Annotated in this window: 10 protein-coding genes and 1 pseudogene; 3 read left to right on the top strand and 8 right to left on the bottom strand. The window is 72.1% G+C overall.

The window, feature by feature from the left end:
* Positions 1-146, top strand: a pseudogene (locus tag ACIBAI_RS18445) (MBL fold metallo-hydrolase); the annotation flags it as partial.
* Between the two features lie 913 nt (positions 147-1,059).
* On the opposite strand, the gene ACIBAI_RS18440 reads toward ACIBAI_RS18445, so the two are convergent.
* Positions 1,060-1,959, bottom strand: coding sequence for a helix-turn-helix transcriptional regulator (locus tag ACIBAI_RS18440; RefSeq protein WP_399035443.1), 900 nt, complete (start codon positions 1,957-1,959; stop codon positions 1,060-1,062).
* 131 nt (positions 1,960-2,090) lie between these two features.
* Here ACIBAI_RS18440 and ACIBAI_RS18435 point away from each other — a divergent pair, with 131 nt between their 5' ends.
* Positions 2,091-2,996 carry an oxidoreductase gene (locus ACIBAI_RS18435; protein WP_399035440.1) on the top strand — a complete coding sequence of 302 codons (906 nt, stop codon included), beginning with the start codon at positions 2,091-2,093 and terminating at the stop codon, positions 2,994-2,996.
* 820 nt (positions 2,997-3,816) lie between these two features.
* Here the strand turns inward: ACIBAI_RS18435 and ACIBAI_RS18430 are convergent.
* Together ACIBAI_RS18430 and ACIBAI_RS18425 are read right to left on the bottom strand one after the other, a co-directional pair.
* On the bottom strand, positions 3,817-4,662 hold the full coding sequence (locus ACIBAI_RS18430) for an NAD(P)H-binding protein (protein WP_399035438.1): 846 nt from the start codon (positions 4,660-4,662) through the stop codon (positions 3,817-3,819).
* Between the two features lie 102 nt (positions 4,663-4,764).
* Positions 4,765-5,730 carry a helix-turn-helix transcriptional regulator gene (locus tag ACIBAI_RS18425; RefSeq protein ID WP_399035435.1) on the bottom strand — a complete coding sequence of 322 codons (966 nt, stop codon included), beginning with the start codon at positions 5,728-5,730 and terminating at the stop codon, positions 4,765-4,767.
* 64 nt (positions 5,731-5,794) lie between these two features.
* On the opposite strand from ACIBAI_RS18425, the gene ACIBAI_RS18420 reads away from it, so the two are divergent.
* On the top strand, positions 5,795-6,403 hold the full coding sequence (locus ACIBAI_RS18420) for a TIGR03086 family metal-binding protein (RefSeq protein ID WP_399035433.1): 609 nt from the start codon (positions 5,795-5,797) through the stop codon (positions 6,401-6,403).
* A 136-nt stretch (positions 6,404-6,539) separates the two neighbouring features.
* Here the strand turns inward: ACIBAI_RS18420 and ACIBAI_RS18415 are convergent, their stop codons facing one another.
* From ACIBAI_RS18415 to ACIBAI_RS18395, 5 genes are all read right to left on the bottom strand, one after another.
* Positions 6,540-8,060, bottom strand: coding sequence for an FAD-binding oxidoreductase (locus ACIBAI_RS18415; protein ID WP_399035431.1), 1,521 nt, complete (start codon positions 8,058-8,060; stop codon positions 6,540-6,542).
* Positions 8,061-8,181: 121 nt separating this feature from the next.
* Positions 8,182-9,909 carry an NAD(P)/FAD-dependent oxidoreductase gene (locus ACIBAI_RS18410; RefSeq protein WP_399035429.1) on the bottom strand — a complete coding sequence of 576 codons (1,728 nt, stop codon included), beginning with the start codon at positions 9,907-9,909 and terminating at the stop codon, positions 8,182-8,184.
* Positions 9,910-10,115: 206 nt separating this feature from the next.
* Positions 10,116-11,588: an FAD-dependent monooxygenase gene (locus ACIBAI_RS18405; protein ID WP_399035428.1), complete on the bottom strand. Its 1,473-nt coding sequence runs from the start codon at positions 11,586-11,588 to the stop codon at positions 10,116-10,118.
* Between the two features lie 190 nt (positions 11,589-11,778).
* Positions 11,779-12,174 (bottom strand): pyridoxamine 5'-phosphate oxidase family protein, encoded by a 396-nt coding sequence (locus ACIBAI_RS18400; protein WP_399035427.1) that lies wholly within the window; start codon positions 12,172-12,174, stop codon positions 11,779-11,781.
* A gap of 16 nt (positions 12,175-12,190) precedes the next feature.
* Entirely contained in the window at positions 12,191-13,681 is a 1,491-nt protein-coding gene (locus tag ACIBAI_RS18395) for an MFS transporter (protein ID WP_399035425.1), read from the bottom strand.
* Between the last annotated feature and the right edge of the window lie 83 nt (positions 13,682-13,764).

Below are 13,764 nucleotides of genomic sequence, written 5' to 3'. Positions count from 1 at the left end.
TCGAGGACAGCGTCGCCCCAGTGCACCGGGCCGGCCTGACCCTGCTGTGGGAGGACAGCCACCGGATCGATGCGAACCTGCGCCTGGAGACCGCCGCCGGGCACACGCCGGGCTCCTCCGTGCTGACCCTCACCCCCGGCACGGAAAGTGATCCGGAACCACGATTCGAGCGACGGCGGCACTCCCGGAGGTGCATCGAAGAGCTCTCGTCCCGGGACCGTGCCATTCGGCGGTTGCTCCTTCCGGCGAGCGGACTCGCCGGCCGCGGTACGAGTGGCGCCGCCTGTCGTCTCGAAGTGCGGCGGGTTACCGACGGCCGGCGGCTTCACGGGCTCGTCGGAGGGCTGCGCCTGCTTCCGGGCCGGGGCAGCCTCTCGCGTGCGTCGACCCATTCCGCATTCGCCTGCATATTCGGTGTTCCTCCGAAGCGCTCGGTTCCCGACCGTCGGGTGTCGCTGTTCCGCTCCGGCGCGTCGGGGAGGGACCCGATCACGCTCGTCCTCTGGGACGTCTCGACACCCGGCAGGGTTGCCCGTCCGCTTCCGACGCGCTGGGAGCGGGGGCGGGCCGTCCGGCTTCGGCGGCACGGGGAACGGGCCGGCGCTTCCCCGGGTGAGCGGACGCAGGCCGTATCCGGGTGACTGACCGGGCGAGCAGCGGATGTGGCGGAGGCGGGCGGGGAGGGGCGCACGCGGACCGGGTCCGCGTCGTCGCCTCCCTCGGCGGTGAGCCGACCGACGGTTCGGGGTTGTCCGCGGCTGGGGCCGTCTTCGTGACGTGGTCCTGAGGGCGGTGGTGCGTACGCGTAATCGGGCGGCCGGCTCCTGCGGACGAGCCCGGTGCCGGTGCCCGGGCCGTCCCGGCTTCCCGCGTTCCTCGGTCTTTCCGCCGGCCGGGTCCGGGGGTGTCGGCGCACCGGGAGGGCACGGCCGGGCCGCTGCCGCCGGGAGTGGACCTCACCGTCTGCCGCATCGTCCGGGAGGCCCTGGGCGGGGGGCCGAGCCCGGGGCACCGGTAACGCTCAGGCACGCCTCGTCCGGAACCGCGATCGCGTGGCCCTCACCGTATCCGGACGGAGTCCTCCTGGGGGAGGTGCTCGTCGGCGAGCGCCGAGCGGGCCGCGTGCAACGACGCCAGGAGCTGCAGCCGGTCCGCGTCGACGCTGCCCGGTTCGGCGGTGTAGGCCAGCATGAAGGGGCCGGGTTCGCCGGGCAGTTGATAAGTGTCCCAGTCCAGGACGATGTCGCCGACTCCGGGGACCCGGAAGGTCTTGGTCCCGCTGACCGACGCCCGTACGTCGTGCCGGGCCCACAGCCGCCGGAACTCCGCGCTGCGGATGCTCAGTTCGCCGACGACCGCGGTGGCGCGCGGATGGGTGGGGTCGGTGGCGACGGCGGCGCGCATCATGCCGATGTAGTCCAGAGCCTGCCGCTCCCAGTCCGGGCAGCTCCGCTCACCGGTCAGCGTGTCGTCGAACAGCAGCAGGAGCATGTTGAGCCGGTGGGGCGGGTGGGCGTCCGGGCTGCCGAGCAGCGCCTCCGCCATCGGGTTCCAGGCGAGCAGGTCCAGGTGGCGGCCGAGCACGACCGCCGGGGTGTCCATCACCCGCAGCAGCCGACGCGTACTGTCCGGAACCTTCTCGGGAGCGCGGTCCACACGGGCCGGCACAGGCCGGCGGGCGGCGCGGGCCAGGGTGAACAGGTGCCGGCGTTCCTCGTCGTTGAGGCCGAGCGCTCCGGCGAGCGCGTCCAGGACGTCGTCGGACGGCCGTACCTCCCGGCCCTGCTCCATCCGCTGGTAGTAGTCGGTGCTCAGCCCGGCCAGCAGGGCCAGTTCCTCGCGCCGCAGCCCGGTGACCTTGCGCCGGCCACCCGGCTCCAGACCGACGTCGCGGGGGCGCAGCCGGCTGCGCCGGGCACGCAGGAAGTCTCCGAGTTCACGGGCGTACGGATGGGTCATGCCGCAAGTGTGCCGCCCGGCCGGGCGCCCAGGGTAGGTCCCGCGGACCCAGGCAGGCGGGAGCCACCGGACCGGCTCGCGTTGCCCCTAGCGTCGACGGTCCACTCCACCGACACCTCCAGGAGCAGCAGATGACCGGATGGACCGCCGACCGCATCCCCGACCAGCACGGCCGGACCGCCGTCGTGACCGGCGCGAACTCGGGTCTCGGCCTGGTCACCGCCACCGAGCTGGCCCGCCGCGGCGCCCGTGTCGTGCTCGCCGTCCGCGACACCGCCGCCGGACGGGAGGCCGCCCATCGGATCGGCGGCGACACCGAGGTGCGCGAGCTGGACCTGGCCTCCCTCGATTCGGTACGCGCGTTCGCCGCGGAGCTGGCCGCCGACCACCCGGTGATCCACCTGCTGGTCAACAATGCCGGCCTGGTCCTGCTCGGCCCGCGCCGCACCTCCGCCGACGGCTTCGAGCTGCACCTCGCCACCAACATGCTGGGCCACTTCGCGCTCACCGGCCTGCTGCTGGACAACCTGGCCGCGGCGCGGCAGGCCCGCGTGGTCGGTCTCAGCTCGATCACCCACAAGAACGCGCACCTCGACTTCGACGACCTGATGTCCGAACGCGGCTACCGGGCCTCTTCCGCCTACGGCCGGTCCAAGCTCGCCACCACGGTCTTCGGCATCGAGCTGGACCGCCGCCTGCGCGCCGCCGGATCGCCGGTCGTCAGTGTGCTGGCCCATCCCGGTCTTACCCGCACCAACCTGACACCGCGTGCGTGGGAGCACCGCGGCCGGCTCGGGCGGTTGATGGCGCGGCTCGGTCTGCTGGTCACCCAGCCGGTGGAGCAGGGCGCGCTGCCTCAGTTGCACGCCGCGACCGCGCCCGGTGTACAGGGCGGTCAGTTCTTCGGACCGTCCGGGCTCTGGGAGACCCGGGGCCGGGTCGCCGAGGCCCGGCTCGGCCGGGAGGCAGCCGATCCGGTCGTCGGCAGGCGACTTTGGGCGGCGGCCGAGGAACTGACCGGGGTCACCTACCTGTGACTCCGGAACTGGCGATGAACCGGTCGCCCACGGCTCCCGACGGAGCTTTCGAAACAGCGGCTCGACCGCTTCGGCAGGAGCACCTCGACGCGGGTGGTGCAGCCGTCGGCCGGACCGGCGCAGGTGTTCCGGTGGCGGAAGCGGTCACGGCTGCGGTCTTCGCGGGCCTCGCCGCCAGGTGCGGGTCCGTACGGCGAGCGGTGTGCCTCCCGAGCTGGAGAAAGAAGGTGACGACTTGCGTGACGAGTGGAATCGAGCCCGGGGAGGCTGCTGCGGGTGCAACGAGTACCGCGGACGACGGGCTGGTCGCCGAGCTGGTGGCCCGGGCCCAGGCCCGGTGGGGTGAAACTCGCCGGGGGGCGGGCTGCTGCAGCAGCAGACCAGGCGGGTGTTGGAGTCCCCGTGCAGCGATGCTGAGGCGAGAAGCGGGTTCGCACTCCGTGCCGGGCTGCCGGCCGGGCTGGTGTTCCCGCTCCTCCCCCAGGTCCAGAAGTACGCGCAGGGAGGCCGCTCGTATGCCGTGGTCCATGTATGGGGCGGGGATGCTCCGGTCGGTGGCCGCGGCTTCCACGGACGTCGCCGCGCGTCGCTCGTGCGGATGGCCCGCCCCGGACCCGTACGGGGGATTCCGGGTCCGGGGCGGTGCTCGGGGCCCCTGGGGCGGTTCGGAGCTGCTCGAAGCGCCGGGGCTGGGCGGGGGCATCGACGTCGTCCGAGGACATCGGCGTCGCTCGGGGGCGCCGGCACCGTACGAGGCGCCTGCGTCGGGTGAGGACGCCGGTATCGCTGACGGAGACCGGAATCGCTCAGGGCGTCGGCGTCACTTGAAGGCGTGGACGTTGCGCGCGGCCCACCCGGCGAAGGAGCCGGCCGGACGGCCGAGGATCCGCTCGACGTCGGGGCTGACCCGCTGCTCGGCGGGGAGCGGCTCGCCGAGGATGTCGAGCGTGCCCTCGACCACCGGCTCGGGCATGAACTGCGCCATGTGCTCGCGCGCCTGCTCACGGGTCAGCTCCACGAAGCCCACCTGCTCGCCGAGCGCCTCGGAGAGCGCCGCCGCCTGCTCGCGCGGGGTGACGGCGGCCGGGCCGGTCAGCTCGTACGTCTGCCCGGAGTGGCCCTCGTCGCGCAGGACCACGGCGGCGACCTCCGAGATGTCCGCCGGGTCCACGACCGGCAGGGCCACGTCGGCGAACGGAGCGATCACCGCGCGCTGCGTGCGGACGGTCTCGCTCCAGGCGTAGGCGTTGGAGGCGAAGCCGCCCGGGCGCAGGATCGTCCAGTCCAGGCCCGAGGAGCGCACGGCCTCCTCGAACTCCCGCAGCCGGCCGTGCGAGAGCGCGTCCGGGCGGGTGCCGTTGATCTGCGAGGAGAGCAGCACCACGCGCCGCACGCCGGCCTCCCTGGCCGCGGCCAGGACCTCGGTGGCGGGTGCGCCGCCGCCGAGCAGTTCGCCGGCCAGCAGGATGAACAGGGCATCGGCGCCGTCCAGGGCGGGGCCCAGGGTGGCGGGGTCGGCGAGGTCGGCGCGGACGTGCCGCGCTCCTTCCGGGAGGTCGTAGGAGAGGGGATTGCGGGACACGGCGGTGACCTTCTCGCCCGCCGCGGCGAGCGCCTCGACGAGCGGACGGCCGACGTTTCCGGAGGCTCCGGTGACAACGATCATGAGGACTCCCAAGTGGGCGGAGAAAAAGCGGAGTTGGGGAGGGGCCGGGCTGTGTCTGCGACGTTAGCATCCTCCGCATAGTAGGTACCTAGAGGAAAGCGACTATGTCGTCGCCGTCTCGTGGAGCGTCCCGTAGCGCGCCATGAGCTCGCGGCCGAGGCGGGCCAGGTGTTCACGCGCCCGGAGCGGGCCCACCACCTCGACCCGGCTGCCCAGGCCCGCCAGCTGCGCGGCCAGCACCTCCACCGACGGCCCCGCCGCCTCGATCTCCCGCCTGCCGTCCGCCAGCAGCCGGCCGATGCTCAGCCGCCCGTCGAACAGCCGCTGGAGCACGGGCAGGGCGTCCTGATCCGCGTGGGCCGTCACCGTCGCGGCGACCAGTCGGTCCTCCAGCCGGGTGGCGAGCGAGCGCCAAGCGGACGCCAGGTCGAAGCCGGCGGGACGCCGTACCGGTTCGTCCGTCGGTTCCGCCGAGGTCACACGGCCCAGCCGGAAGGAGCGCAGCCCGTCCGAGGTACCGGCCACCATGTACCAGTGGCCCGCCTTGAGGACCAGCCCGAGCGGGTCCACGGTGCGTTCGTGCGGGACGTCGCCGGGTCGGGCGTAGCCGAGCCGGACCCGTACGCCGTCCAGTACCGCGCGTTCCAGGGCCGTGTGGTGCGGGCCGCCCGCCGTCACGGCGGTGCGCGACCAGTCCAGCTCGTCGACGATCCGCGCCCGGGACGCCGCCTCGGCGTGCGGCCGCAACGGTTCCGGCACCGCGCGCAGCAACTTCCGCAGCGCGGACCGAAGTTCGGGTGAGGCCCCCGATGCGCCCGCGGCCATGAACAGCGCCTGCACCTCCCGCGAGGTGAGTCCGGTCAGGTCGGTGCGTGCCCCGCCGACCAGCCGCCATCCGCCGCCCCGGCCGCGCTGGGCGTAGACGGGGACGCCGGAGGCGACCAGGGCCTCCAGGTCGCGTCGTGCGGTGCGTTCGGAGACCTCCAGCTCCGCGGCGAGTTCCGCGGCGGTCACCCGGCCGCGCGCCTGGAGGAAGAGCAGGGCCGCCACCAGCCGGTCAGCTCGCATCAGTGATCAGCCTTTCGTGGAAAGTGGCCGGAGGATGGCCTGTTTGGCCGGAAGACTCGACGGCATGACGAATCCCGTGAACTCGCCGGCAGCCGCGCAGGCCCCCGCCGATCCCCGCGACGGACTGCTGAAGGCCGTCGACCTGGCCGGCGACGTGCTGGCCGCGGTGCGGCCCGAACACTACGACAGCACCACGCCGTGTCCGGACTACTCGGTGCGCCAACTGCCCCATCATCTTGTCTCCGTGCTCCGCCGGGTCGCCGTGATCGGTGCCGGCGGGCAGTTCTTCAGCGTCCCGCACTTCGCCGAGGACGTCGCCGACGGCGCCTGGGCCGAGGCCTGGGCCGCCGGGACGAAGGAGCTGAAGTCCGTCTGGTCGGACCCGGCGGTCCTGAGCCGGGAGATCGGCCTGCCCTGGGGGCCCGTCCCCGGCGCCGCCGCCGCGGTCATCTACACCAATGAGTTCGTGCTGCACACCTGGGACCTGGCCAAGGCGACCGGCCAGAGCCCCGAGTGGGACGACGCCGTCCTGGCCGGGCCGCTGGCCGCCATGCACCGTGCCGTGCCCCGCGAACCGCGCGGCGGGCAGGTGCCGTTCGGTCCCGTCGTGGATGTCCCGGAGGACGCCCCCGCCATCGACCGTCTGGTCGGCTGGTACGGCCGTAAGCCCTGAGCCCGTACCCGCAGCCGCCCCGCGAGGCCGCCGGACCCCGTCGTCCGGCGGCCTCGTGCGGCTGCGCCCGCCCGGTCCCCGCAGGCGGGCGCCCGGGACCGGGCAGGGCCGGTGCGGCACCGTCGGACGACGAACGTCAGGCGGCGCCGATGGACTGCGGGAAGCGGAAGAACCGGTACGGGTCGTACCTGGCCTTGACGCGCGACAGCCGCGCGTAGTTCTCCGCGTAGTACGACGCCTTCCAGTCCTTCAGCGACGGGTCCATCCAGTTCTGGTAGGTCTCGCCGTTCGACAACGGGTCGATCGTCGCGAAGCCGTTGTCGGCCCAGGCGTTCGCCACCGCCTTGGCCTCGTCGGTCACCTGGGCCGGGTCGTTGATCAGGACCCGGTAGTTGACCGAGAACAGCGAGTCGCGGTGCACGTACGCGGTCGCGGTGCGCGCGAGGTCGTTGGCGGCGCCCCCGAAGAAGTGGAGGTCCAGGTAACGCGCCTGCCCCGCCCTGCGGTCGGCGTCGAAGGCGGTCATCACGTCCGCCCAGCCGCTCGCCGAGCAGGGCTCGCTGCCCATGCGGGTGCGTTCCAGGCCGTAGGCCGGGCGGGACAGCACGCCCTCGGGGGTCTTTTCGGAGCGCCGGCACTGGGCCTCGGTGAGGGTGGCGCAGCCGAAGATCATCATTATGAGCTGCCGGTACGTCATGACGCCGTCCTGACGCTGCAGGGCGGCGCCGGTCAGGGCGAGCAGCCGGGCCGTCTCACCGGCGAGTTCGGTGGGGGTGCCGCGGGAGGCGAGGAAGACGTTGGCCTGCGGCACCGAGCCGGGCGCGGCGTCGGGCTGCACCACGTAGGCGCCCCCGCCGATCGTGTGCGGGGCGTCCACCAGCCAGCGGGCCACGCCGTCGAGGACGTCGGCCATCCGGTCATAGGGGAAGATCAGGTTGCTGATGGCCATCTGGTCACCGGTGTGCGGGGTGACCGTGAACTTCGTGACGACGCCGAAGTTGCCGCCGCCGCCGCCGCGGATCGCCCAGAACAGGTCCGGGTACTGCCGTGCCGACGTGGTCACCACCCGGCCGTCGGCGAGCACCACCTGGGCGGAGGTCACCGCGTCGCAGGCCATGCCCGTCGGGCGGGTCAGGAAGCCGAAGCCGCCGCCCTGGAGGAAGCCGCCGGCGCACACGGTCGGGCAGCCGCCCTCGCTGACCACCAGGTGGTGCGGGGCCAGCGCGTTGAGGATGTCGACGTTCTGGGCGCCCGGACCGATCTCCACCGACGAGGCGCTCCTCACCGTCACGGCGTTGAGCCGGGACACGTCGATGATCATGCCCGGGGTGGTGGACCAGCCGCCGTAGTTGTGGCCGCCGCTGCGGACCGCCGTGCGGACGCCGTGGTCCTGGGCGAAACGCACGCAGACCGAGACGTCCGCCGCGCTCGTGCAGTAGGCGACCGCCTGCGGGCTGACGGTGTCGAACTGGCCCAGCTCCACCTGGCGGGCGACGGTGTAGTACGGGTCGGTGGGCAGCACGAGCTTGCCCGAGAGCCTGGCCGCGAGCCGGCTCCACGGCGCCCCCGAGCCTTCGGCGGCGACCTGGGCCGCGGGTACGAGGGCGAGGCCGGCGGCGGCGGAGCCGGCGCCGAGCAGGGTTCTACGACTGATCACACGGTGTCCCGGAGTCGAAGCGGGTGGGCGGGAAGAAGGCGGTGCGTGGGCCCGCACGGGGTCGGCGCACAAGGGGCGGCGCCACGCCCCGCGCGGGCCGGTCGGAGGGTTTCGGCGGCGGTCAGGAGACCTTGCGGCCGCGCACGGCGGACTTGACGACGCCCTTGAGCATCGAGCGGCCCAGGTCGCGCATCTCCTTGGGGCCGTTGGTGCTCGCCCACCACATGAATTTGATCATCGTGGGGGTGGTGGCCCGGTAGAAGCGGTGGTCCTCGCCGTCCTTCCAGCCGAAGGGCGTGTTGACCGACTCGCAGTCGTCGATGGCCTGGAAGACGATGTCGGCCGCCTTGTCGCCGTCGATCTCGCCGGCCTCGTAGCGCTCGCAGGTCTCATGGGTGACGTCGAGCAGGTGTTTGAAGGCGTGGCTGTCCGGCCACCACAGGCCCGGGTAAGGGGACTTCTCCATCTCCCGGAAGTGCCGGTCGTCGCCGTCCAGGGTGAACTCCTGGCGGGCCTGGATCTGCCGCATGGTGGCGGGTGTGGTGAAACAGGCCCAGACCCGGAACACCGCGTTCCAGAGCCGGAAGTGGGAGAACGCGATGTAGGAGCTGTTGACGATCATGTCGTTGTACTTGAGCAGCCCCTGCTCCAGGCGCTCGACGTACTCGAAGCGCTCGGCGGAGAAGTCGTCGTCGCGCAGTGCCTCCAGGAGGCGGTAGCACAGCGCGTCCACGACCTCGAAGGTGTTGGACAGGCCGCGCGAGTACAGCGGGTCGACGAAGCCGGCCGCGTGCGACATCAGGCACCAGCGGTCGCCGACCGTCTGCTTGGACGAGTACTGGATCCGGTCCGGTGTCGACACCCACTCACGCACCCGCCGCGCGCCCTCGAACTGGCGCTTCACGGCCGGGTACATGTCGAGGTAGTGGTTGAACTCCTCGTCCGGGGTCATGTCCTCGGGCTGCGGGTACAGCCGCTCGTCGAAGGTGAGGCCGACGCTGCAGACCGGATTGCGGGAGTCCTTGTAGTTGTCGAACGGGATGATCCAGAACCAGCCGCGCTCGATCAGATGGTGCAGGGTGCCGCCGTGGAACGGGGACTCGGCCGGGGGCCGCAGCGCCTCGGGGTAGTTGCACACGTCGTCGTACGGCTTGATGCCGACGTAGTGCGTGAACATCGAGCGCGCGTGGTGCTTGATCCGCGAGGGCTTCTCACGCAGGTCGAACTTCTGGGCGAGCGGCGAGCGGAAACCGCTGGCGTCGATGAGGTACTTGGCGCGGAAGACCTCGCCGTTCTGCCCGGTGACGGTGACGCCGGCGTCGTCGAAGTCCAGGTCGGTGGCGCGCCAGTTCTGACGCAGGGTGCAGCCGTACTTGGCGGCGACGTTGAAGTAGTAGGTGTCGGTGTCCTGGCGGAACATGTGCGACGCCTCGGTCAGCATCTTCGGGATGACGAACATCGTCGCCTCGCGCGGGTCCGGCTCCCGGTTCGGGACGTGCCGGACGAAACCGAAGCTCTGCTTCCTGCCGTGGTGGGCGCCGATGTGCTTGGTGACGGCCTTGATGTCGAGCAGGTGCTTGATCTCGGGGACGTCGTAGCGCACGGCGAGGATGTGCAGCCACTCCACGAGCTGCGGGTTCTGGGACTCACCGACCGCGAACCGCGGGTGCTGGCCGGCGTCGACGAGCACCACCTTCGCACCCTGCCGGGCCAGGATCGCGCCGGTGATCGAGCCGCCGATCCCGGCTCCCAGGATGACGACGTCGCACTCGGTCCACTCGCCGGCCCCCGGCGCCTTCTTCTGTGTGTCGGCCTTGGTGGGCATCTGTGTCTCGGCCTTGCCGGTCAACTCGGAACTCCTCTTCTGACGGTCCGCCGACGCGTGTCGTAGGCGCCGGTCGGGTGGGCGAACAGGCACTGTGCGGCGCCGGCGAAGCCGGCAGCGCCCCGGAGGGACACGGGGAACCGCGCGGCCGGCCACGGCGGACCCGCGGACGATCGGCAGCCCGTCGCGGCCCCGCGGCGGAGCCTCGTGCCGGCGCGGTCCGCGGAGTGCTAGCCGCCTGTGGGGGCGCCGAACCAGCGCTGCAGGGCAGGGGCGAGACCGGCGGCGGAGCCGTCGGTGCCGATCCAGGCGATGTAGCCGTCGGGACGCACCAGCAGGTCGGCGGCCGGGGCGGCGGGGTCGGGCCGGGAGGCGGCGACGACGTCGACGCGGTCGGCCCAGCCGGCGGCGGCCTCGGTGAGGGCGTCGCCGCCGCGCAGGTTCAGCAGGAGCGGCCGGCCGGGGGTGAGCAGCTCGTACGTGCTGGTCTTCTCGTCGCCGACCAGCAGTTCCTGGTCGGGCAGTCGGCGGCCGAGCAGCGGGTGGCCGCCCTCGCCCATGTCGTAGGTGATGTCCAGGCCGGTGACCAGGCCGACCAGGTGACGGCGGACCTCCTCGATGCCGACCAGTTCGCCGAAGAGCTCGCGCAGCGGCTGCATCTCGGGGCCGCCGAGGTACAGGGAGCGCTGCACCAGGGTGTTGGCGACGATGCGGGCGCCGACCGGGTGGCGCTCGGTGTGGTAGGTGTCCAGCAGCCCCTCGGGCGCGTACCCCTTGAGCTCGGCGGCCAGCTTCCAGCCGAGGTTGACCACGTCGCCGACGCCGGCGCTGATGCCCTGGGCGCCGATGGGCAGGTGGATGTGGGCGGCGTCGCCCGCGAGGAAGACCCGGCCCTTGCGGTACTCGGCGGCCTGGCGGCTGGCGTCGGTGAAGTAGCTGGTCCACAGCGGCTTGCAGCCGGAGATGTCCTCGCCGGTGACCCGCTGGAAGGCGGCAGCGACCTCGGGGAACGTGGGCGGCTCCTGGGCCGGGCGGACGCCGGCGCCGCGTTCGAAGACGACGACGCGGGTGGCCCGCGGCCCGAGGGGGAGCACCACGACCATGCCGGACTCGCCGACCTCACCGGTCGGACGGATGCGCGGCTCGTTGGTGGCGACGTCGGCCATCAGCATCTCGATGGTGGCGCTGGTGCCGGGGAAGTCGATGCCGGCCAGACGGCGCACGGTGGAGCGGGCGCCGTCACAGCCGACCAGGTAGGAGGCGTGCAGCGTCTCGACGCCGGCGGCGGAGGAGACCTCCACCGCGACGCCCGTGTCGTCCTGGGTCATGCCGACGACCTCGTGCCCGCGGCGGATCCCGGCGCCCAGGCCGGTCGCCCACGCGTGGAGAATGGCCTCGGTCCGCGACTGCGGGACACCCCGGACGCCGAAATTGCCGCCCTCGACGATGCGGTAGTCGATGGGCAGTCCGCCGAAATGCCCGAAGGGTATCGTCTCGAGTTCACCGAATTCATCGAGAAGTCCGCGCTGGCCGAACTCCTCGATCGTCCGGGCGGAAAAACCGAGCGCCCGGGACTGCTGCATGGGCTCGTCCAGCCGGTCGAGCACGACCACCGACAACCCGGACAGGCGGAGTTCACCGGCGAGCATGAGCCCGGAAGGGCCGGCTCCGACGACAATCACGTCGACATGAATACGGTCCATGTTTCCTCTCCCAGTGGATTTTCCCCCAGTATTCCGGGGAACCGGGGGAAGCTGAACGGCCGCAAGTACAGGTCTCTGATAAGTTTCGTCAGAGGTTCTGCAGCAGCGTCAGGCGGTGGAAATGAGCGAGGGTGCCGGAAGGACTTCCGGCACCCTCGGCTGGTTTCGGACCGGGATCAGCGGACCGGGCTCAGAGCAGGCCCATCACCTTGTCGACCCGGATCTCGATCACGACGAGGCCCGGTGGCTCCGGCGGCGGCGTCCAGTACCGCTTGGCGTACCGCCGTACGCCTTCCTGGACCCGTGACGGGTCGTCGTGGACGGTGGCGGTGCCCTCCAGGGTGATCCAGCGGGGCCCCGCCGTCTGGCAGAGGGAGACCCGGCCGCCGGGCGTGGCCAGCACGTTCCTGGCCTTGCGCCGGGTCACCGCGGTCATGACCCGCGCCAGTCCGCTCTCGCCGTCCCAGGTGAAGCGCACGGGCGTCACATGGGGCGAGCCGTCGGGGCGGAGCGTGGTGAAGGTGCACAGCTGGTTCTCGGCGAGGAAGTCCTCGGCCGCGGGGGACATGCGCGGTGACATCGGCATGGCGGGTCTTCCGGTCTCAGGCGTGGGAGGAAGCGGTGGCCGGCTGGTCCGACGCCTTGGTGAGGGGCAGCAGGATCAGCGTGAGCAGCAGGCCGGCCGCGGCGAAGCAGGCGCCGGCGAGGAACGCGTCGTGGAAGACCTCGGTGCGCGCCTGGGTCACCCGCGCGGGCACCCCGTCCGCCCACTCGGTCAACTGCTCGACCTGGCGGAAGGCGTAGGTGGCGGCCACGGCGAGGCCCAGCGCGCCGCCGACCTCCTGCGCGGTGTTGATCAGGCCCGCGGACAGACCGGACTCGTCCTCCTCGGTGCCGGTGAACGCGGCGACCTGCACCGGGACGAACGACAGACCGAGGCCGAGACCGGAGATCAGGAAGGCGGGCAGCAGGTCCACGAGGTAGGAGGCGTCGGACGGGGCGCGCCACAGCAGGAACATGCCCACGCTGGTCAGGGTCAGACCGACCATCAGCACCGGCTTGGCAGCGACCTTGGTCACCAGCTGGGAGGCGACACCCGCGCCGACCGCGACGATCACGGCGAGCGGGACGTAGGCCAGACCGGTCTTCAGAGCCGACCAGTCGAGGACCTGCTGCATGAACAGGCTGGCGAAGAAGAACAGCGTGACGCAGGTGCCGAGCAGCAGGAGGGCGACGACGTTGGAGGCGCGCAGCGACTTGCGCCTGAAGACGCCGAGCGGGATCAGCGGCGCCTGGGCGCGGCGCTCGATCAGCAGGAACGCGATGAGCAGGACCGCGGAGAGGGCGAAGCCGCCGTAGACACGGCCCATCGGGACGTCGGAGTCGTCGACGGTCTGGCCGAGGCTGAAGATCAGCAGCACGAGACCGGCGGTCAGCGTCACGGCACCGGCGATGTCGAAGGAGCTGCTGCGCTCCGCGGCGCGGCTCTCGGCGACGATCTTCGGGGCGATCAGCGCGCAGACCAGGCCGATCGGCACGTTGATGAAGAAGATCCAGCGCCAGCCCGGACCGTCGGTGAGCAGACCGCCCAGGGTGACCCCGGCGACGGCGGCGATACCGCTGAGCGCGCCCCAGGCGCCCAGCGCCTTGTTGCGCTCGGCGCCCTCCTCGAAGTTGTTGGCGAGCAGGGACAGCGCGGCGGTCGCGATGAACGCGGCGCCGAGCCCCTGGACGCCGCGGGCCACGATCAGCATGGCCGCGCTCTGCCCGAACCCGGCGAGCAGGGAGGCGAGGGCGAAGAGGACCAGGCCGGTCTGGAGCATCCGGCGCCGGCCGAAGGCGTCGGCCAGCCGGCCGGTCAGCAGCAGGAAGCCGCCGAGCAGCATGCCGTAGGTGGTGACGATGTACTGCAACGACGTCTGGGAGATGTGCAGTTCGTCCTCGATGGTCGGCAGGGCCACGTTGACGATCGACACATCGAGGAAGGTCATGAAGCCGGCCAGGCACAGGAACGCCAGGATGAGTCCCGGGCGGCGCGGCGGGACCGGTTCATGGGCGTGGTGGGGAAGACGCAGCGACTCTTGGGTCGACATGTCGCTCCTAAGGGATGTGACGGACGGGTTCCGCAGGGACGGGAAATCCGGCGGGCGAGGAGATGGCGCGAGGCGGGGAGCTG

Source organism: Streptomyces sp. NPDC051041 (genome assembly GCF_044456065.1).
GTDB classification, from domain to species: Bacteria; Actinomycetota; Actinomycetes; order Streptomycetales; family Streptomycetaceae; genus Streptomyces; species Streptomyces glaucus.
Note: the sequence above shows the minus strand (reverse complement) of the source record. Positions and strands in the feature narration are given on the sequence as shown.